Source organism: Streptomyces amritsarensis, assembly GCF_001953875.1.
GTDB classification, from domain to species: Bacteria; Actinomycetota; Actinomycetes; order Streptomycetales; family Streptomycetaceae; genus Streptomyces; species Streptomyces amritsarensis.
The window spans coordinates 1-6,370 of record NZ_MQUR01000172.1; the positions used below are offsets into that span (position 1 = coordinate 1).

Consider the following 6,370-nt stretch of genomic DNA (forward strand, 5'->3'; position numbering starts at 1 on the left):
CGGGCCGTTGGATGGTCGGATGGGCGGAGCCCGGCGCGCCCACTCGGCGCGCCGGGCTCCGCGGCGACAGCGGTCAGTGCCTGGCGTAGACGCCGAAGATGTCGAGGACGAGGTCGGTGTTGTTGCCGCTGCGGTTGAAGAAGTCGACGATGCCGTTGACGCCGAGGCTCGCCTGGACCAGGTTCGGCACGGTCTTGCCTGCCGTCCAGTTCAGGGTCGAGGAGTTCGGCGCGACCGGCGGGGTGTACGTCTTGTTCTCGTACTGCCACAGGGCGTTGGGGTCGGGGGCGACCGTGAGGTGCCCGGCACCGCCGGTGTTGGTGACCGTGGTGTTCAGCGCCATCGCGGTGGCCGTCGGGTCCTCGTCGCCGTACGTCGAGTAGATGTAGCGGTAGGGCTTCAGGGGCCCGGAGGGCCACTGTGCGGGGTCGCGGGTGTCGAGGTCCCGGACGGGGCGGATCGGGATGTAGGCGCTCACGCCGTCAGGGCTGTAGTGGCCGACGACGTCGACGATGACGTCAGCCGGGTCCCAGCCGCCGTTGCGGACGATGATCCTGCCGTCCGCGCCGACCGGGACGATGACCGCGTTGGCGATGGTCTGGCCGCCGGTGAAGTTCAGGTTGGACGTGTTCGGCGCGGCCTGGCCGCTGGGGAAGACGGTCAGGTGGCCGGCCGCCCGCGGGCCCGTGACGGTCACGTTGAGCGCCACGGCCTTCGTGCCGGCCGGGACCCCGCGGGTGCCGGCGATCTGCACGGCGAACTGGCTCTGCCCGGGGACCGGGCCGCGCGAGGTACCGAGGCCCTCGCGGCTGTCGACGAAGCGCGTCGGGTCCGTCGGCGTGTAGCCGTTGGCGGAGGTCCGGGTGAAGTAGCCGGTCACGTCGGCGATCAGGTCGACGCCCTGCTCGCCGCTGTTGTACAGGTTCACGTAGCCGTTCTTGCCGACCGGCACGATCACCAGGTTCGGTACCGAATCGCCGGCCGCGTAGTTCACGTTCGACGTGGTCGGACGCTCGGTGCCGTCGGCGTACGCGCGAACGTGGCCGGCGGCCTTGGTGTTGGTGACCGTGACGTTGAGGACCACGGCGGCGACATCGGCGGGGATGCCGCTGTTCCCGCCGACCTTCACGCGGGCCTCGCCCCACGCCGGCACCTGGGCGGCCTGCGCGGCGCCCGTACCGTCCCGGGTGTCGAGCAGCCGGGTGGGGCTGTGCGGGGTGAACTCGGAGCCCGGGGTGGTGAACGGCATCTCGTTGCTCGCTGAGGGCCCGTTCGCGCCGTCGGGGCCGTAGACGGTGACCTTGACGGTGTAACTGCCCACCTCGGCGTACGTGTGGTGGGAGGTCCTGGTCTCGGTGCCGCCGGCGTGTTCGGTGCTGCTCGTGCCGTCGCCCCAGTCGATCACGACCGCGAGCGCCGTGCCCAGGCCGCTGGTGATCTCGGACTTCAGGTCGATCGTCCGCGCGCCGGTGGCCGTGCCGCTGAGGCCGACCCTGAGGTCGGCGCCCGCCGTGGTGCCCGTTCCCTGCGCAGCGGCCGCGGCCTTGTCCCCGGCGGCCGGCGGGGTCTTCACCACCGACCGGTCGGCCGGGCTGCTGAAGGTGAACGCGTTCGCGGCGCTCTTGAGTAGCTCCTCGGACGAGGTGATGCCGTGGGCTCCGTCGGCGGACGGTCCCGCGGCATGGGCCATGCCCCCCGGCACGAACCCGATGCCTGCCGCGATCACGGCAGCGGAAAAAACGAGTCGGCGACTACGCACCGGCCCCCCATGTGTGGTCGAACGTTCGAGTTGATCTCGAAGACGCGCTCACATTACAGAGGCTCGCCGCCCGGCAATGAGGGGTTTTTGGGGCGGCGCGGCCGTGTAAACGACCGTTTGTGCCGCCGGTGTGCCGCCGTTTGTGTCGTGGTTCACGGCCACGGCCACGGCCACGGCCACGCCCGAACGCGAACTACGCGCCGCACTCGCCGTACTTGCCCTCTCGGCCGTACTCGCCGTGCAGGCCGTTCGAGCGGTGTATACGTCCTGCCGGACGCGCCGAGCGGGCGCCGGGAAGGCCCGGCCCCACCCCGCTGCCGGCCCCACCCCGCTGCCGGTCCCGCCGCTTGTCAGCTCTTGCGGGTCAGTGGTTCCCCGGCGAACCGCACCCCCGCCAGGCCATGGGCCATGAGGTTGCGGATGTTGCTGTGATCGGTGTCGTTCGGTGTCGCCAGCACGCTGCGGTAGTGCTCACCGAACGCCTGGAGGGCCTCCTCGTCGCTCAGTCCCTCCAGGAGGGCCAGTCCCAGCGTCTTGCAGGAGCCCTCGTTCTCACCTGCGGCATTCTCCAGTTGGCCGTTGCGGAACGCCTGCGGCTGGTACGCGTAGTGCTCGGCGATGAAGGCCAGGGTGTCGGCGAACTGGTGCTCACCCGACGCAAGGCTTGCCCGCAGCGCGTTCAGATCGGTCATGTCGGTTTCCTCAGGTTGGACGGACGAGCCGAATGCCGTCCGTGACCGGGGGACGATACCTCCGCCCAGGCCGGTCGGCAGGAATCGGGCCACATGCCGGAACGGCCAGCATCCGCGCAGGTCAGGTCGGGCCAGGCCAGGGCGGATCAGGTCCGATCAGGTCCGATCAGGTCAGGCCACGCCAGGGGACGCCAGGAGGCAGGCCGGGTCACGTCAGAAGGCCGCCCGCAGGCAGGCCCCGACGCCACCGCCCCTGCCGCACGGCGTCCGGTGGCGTGCCGCGCCGCGGGAGGGGTCGGGCGGTGCCATTGTCAGTGCCGGGCATGATGATGACCTTCATGACCGAAAACAGTGCCCTGCTCTCTCCTGCCGCCTACATGGAGGCCGTGACCACCGCCGTCACCGCGGCGGCCGCCTACTACGGCGACGGGACCACCCCGCTCGGCGACGACGAATACGACGCGCTGCTGCGGGCCATCGCCGCGTACGAGGAGGCCCACCCGGACGAGGCGCTTGCCGAGTCGCCGACCGGGAAGGTGGCGGGCGGGGCCGTCCAGGGGGATGTGCCGCACTCGGTGCCCATGCTCTCCCTCGACAACGTCTTCGACGCCGACGAGCTCGCCGAGTGGGCCGCAGGGCTGGAACGGCGGCTCGGGCACCCTGTGGACGGGTGGTGCGTGGAGCCGAAGCTCGACGGCCTCGCGGTGGCCGCCCGCTACCGGGGCGGTCGGCTCGTTCAGGTCCTCACCCGCGGCGACGGCCTGGCCGGCGAGGACATCACCCACGCCGCCGACGCCGTCCTCGGTCTGCCGTCGGTCCTCACCGAGCCGATCGACGTCGAGCTGCGCGGCGAGGTGCTGCTGACGACCGCGCAGTTCGAGGAGGCCAACCGGATCCGACTCGCCCACGAGGCCACCCCCTTCGCGCACCCGCGCAGCGGAGCGGCCGGCACCCTGCGGGCCAAGGACCGCCCCTACCGCGTCGAGTTGACCTTCTTCGCCTACAGCGCGATCGGCCTGGACGACCTCGGCCACGTCGCCCTGCTGGAGCAACTGGCCGCACTCGGCGCGAACACGGCCGCCAGCACGGCCGCCGCCCCGATGCGGTGCGAGACCGTGGAGCAGGTGCAGGAACGTATCGACGTGATCGCCGGACTCCGCGGGGACCTGCCGTTCGGGATCGACGGTGTCGTCGTCAAGGCAGACTCGGCCGCCGACCAGCGGCAGGCCGGCAACGGCTCGCGGGCCCCGAGGTGGGCGGTGGCCCGGAAACTGGCGGCCGAGCACAAGGTGACGCGCCTGCTGGCGGTGGAATGGAACGTCGGCCGGACCGGGATCATCGCCCCGCGCGCCGTCCTGGAGCCAGTGATTATCGACGGGGTGACCGTCACCTACGCCACGCTCCACAACCCGGCCGACATCACCCGTCGCGGGCTCATGATCGGCGACCAGGTGTTCGTGTACCGGGCCGGCGACGTGATCCCGCGGGTCGAGGCACCGCTGGTCGACCAGCGCACCGGCGCCGAGAGCCCGATCAGCTTCCCCGAGGCCTGCCCCCGCTGCGGCGACGCGATCGACGCTTCCGAGCAGCGGTGGCGGTGCGTGCGCGGCCGCAGCTGCCAGGCCGTGGCCTCGGTGATCTACGCCGCCGGCCGCGACCAGCTCGACATCGAAGGCCTCGGCGGCACGCGCGCGGTCCAGCTGGTGGAAGCCGGACTGGTCAAGGACATCGCCGACCTGTTCACCCTGACCCGCGAGCAACTCCTCGCGCTGGAGCGGATGGGCGAGACCAGCGCCGCCAACCTCCTCGCCGCGATCGAGACCGCCCGGGGCGCCGCGTTGAACCGCGTGTTCTGCGCCCTCGGTGTCCGCGGCACCGGGCGCACCATGTCCCGCCGGATCGCCGCGCACTTCGGCTCGATGGCCGCGATCCGGGCCGCCGACGCCGACACGCTGGCCGGAGTCGACGGCATCGGCGCCGAGAAGGCCCGCGTGATCGCGGCCGAACTCGTCGAACTCGCCCCGCTTCTCGACAAGCTCCAGGCCCAGCAGGTCGGCATCCAGGTCACCGAGCCGCAGAAGCCCGCGACCGACAGAGGCGACGGAGGCGACGGAGGCGAGGCCACAGGCGATGGAGGCGACGGCGAAGCCTCGGCGCAAGCGCCGCTGGCCGGACAGGCCGTCGTGGTCACCGGATCCATGACCGGCGCCCTGGCCGCGCTGTCGCGGAACGAGATGAACGAGCTGATCGAGCGGGCCGGCGGAAAGGCGTCCTCGTCGGTGTCCAAGCGCACCACCCTCCTGGTGGCGGGCGAGAAGGCCGGCTCCAAGCGCACCAAGGCCGAAGAACTCGGCATCCGCATCCTCACCCCTGAGGAATTCGCCGTCCTCGTAGCCGACTTCCTCCCCCTCTCCTAGTGTTCTGAGGCGGGAATTTCCGTTCCGACAGCCGGCGAGGCGCGCCCGAGGATCACGTCTCGGGCCGGTGCGCCTGCCAGCCGAACGCCCGCCGGATCCGCGACACCGTCGACTGCGACAGGCCCATGCGTCGTCGGAGGTGCCGGCGGCAGGTCGCCGTGTTGCGATGAGTGCGGGGCGCCCTGCCGGTCTACCCTTCAGGCCCATTGCCTGGAAGAGTAGGAGATGACAGGAATGTCCCTTGTTGATCTGCAGCCGCAGGCCCGGGTCGTGTCCCGTCTCGTGGAGGGGGTGCCCGGTTCCGCGCTGGCAAGCCCGACGCCGTGTCCCGAGTACGCGGTTGCGGACCTGCTGGACCACGTCAGAGGTCTCGCCATCGCCTTCCGTGACGCCGCCCGCAAGGACCTCGGTCCCACGACCGACACGGCTCCGGAGCCGGCCGGCCCATCCCTGCCCGCGGCCTGGCGCGAGGAGCTGCCCCGCCTCCTCGCCGAACTGGCCGAGGCCTGGCAGAACCCGTCGGCGTGGACCGGCATGACCCGTGCGGGCGGGGTGGACCTGCCGGGCGAGATCGCGGGCGCGGTGGCGTTGGACGAACTGGTGATCCACGGCTGGGACCTGGCCCGGGCGACGGGCCAGGAGTATGTGCCGGACCAGGCCGCGCTGCGCGCCGTCCATGCGTTCCTCCTCGCTTCCGCCCAGGAGGAGCGGGGCGAGGACGACATCTTCGGCCCCGTGGTGCCCGTACCGGACGCTGCTCCGTTGCTGGACCGGGCGGTGGGACTGTCGGGGCGCGATCCGGGCTGGACACCGCCGAGTCGTCGTGAGGCAGGCCGCTGAACGTGCGCGGTGTGGTGTGTGGGGTGTCAGGTGAGGGTGGCGAGGGCGGCTTGGTGGTGGGGTGGGGCGGGGAGGTCGGTGAGGTGGTGGCCGGGGATGGTGGGTGGGGTGGGGTGGGTGCTGACGTAGGGGTGGGTGAGGCCGTTTGCGAGTCCGGTGCCGGTGGCTTTGAGGCAGGCTTCTTTGCGGGCCCAGCAGCGGGCGAGTGCGGTGGGTTGTCGGTGGGTGGGGAGGTGGGTGAGTTCTTGGGTTTCGGTGGGGTGGAGGAGGTGGAGGACGTCGGTGACGGTTTGTTGGGTGGGATGTTCTTCGATGTCGATGCCGACGGGGGTGGTGGCGAGGGCGATGTAGGCGTGGTCGCCGCTGTGGGAGAGGGAGAAGTGGAGGGGGTTGCCGGGGAGGTTGGGGCGGCCGTGGGGTTGTCCGCAGTTCGGGCAGTTTTCGCGGGTGAGTTGGATGGTGTGGGCGGGTTGGTCGAGGTAGTGGGCGAGGAGGATGCGCAGGGCGAGGTGTGAGGTGGTGTAGCGGTGGGTGAGGCCGGGGGTGTGGAAGCGGGCGGCGCGTTGGCGTTCGTCGGTGTCGAGGATGGTGTGGGCGTCGGTGATGTGGTGGCCGCCGACGGTGTCGATGGTGGTGTTGAGGGCCCAGACGATGGGTGTGGT

5 protein-coding genes are annotated in these 6,370 nt (G+C 71.3%); 2 read left to right on the top strand and 3 right to left on the bottom strand.

What is annotated here, in order from left to right:
• Positions 1-73: 73 nt before the first annotated feature.
• Both AVW11_RS34965 and AVW11_RS34970 read right to left on the bottom strand, forming a co-directional pair.
• Positions 74-1,690: a PKD domain-containing protein gene (locus tag AVW11_RS34965; protein ID WP_143568939.1), complete on the bottom strand. Its 1,617-nt coding sequence runs from the start codon at positions 1,688-1,690 to the stop codon at positions 74-76.
• A 419-nt stretch (positions 1,691-2,109) separates the two neighbouring features.
• On the bottom strand, positions 2,110-2,451 hold the full coding sequence (locus AVW11_RS34970) for a HopJ type III effector protein (RefSeq protein WP_030854189.1): 342 nt from the start codon (positions 2,449-2,451) through the stop codon (positions 2,110-2,112).
• A gap of 329 nt (positions 2,452-2,780) precedes the next feature.
• Between AVW11_RS34970 and ligA the strand changes: the two genes are divergently transcribed.
• Positions 2,781-4,868, top strand: a complete 2,088-nt coding sequence (gene ligA / locus AVW11_RS34975) for an NAD-dependent DNA ligase LigA (RefSeq protein ID WP_076047037.1) — start codon at positions 2,781-2,783, stop codon at positions 4,866-4,868.
• Between the two features lie 225 nt (positions 4,869-5,093).
• The gene (locus tag AVW11_RS34980; protein WP_076047036.1) at positions 5,094-5,708 is read left to right on the top strand and encodes a TIGR03086 family metal-binding protein; all 615 of its coding nucleotides are present in this window, start codon (positions 5,094-5,096) and stop codon (positions 5,706-5,708) included.
• 26 nt (positions 5,709-5,734) lie between these two features.
• Here the strand turns inward: AVW11_RS34980 and AVW11_RS34985 are convergent.
• On the bottom strand, positions 5,735-6,370 hold a 636-nt coding region (locus AVW11_RS34985), incomplete at its 5' end, for a 4'-phosphopantetheinyl transferase family protein (RefSeq protein ID WP_079250912.1).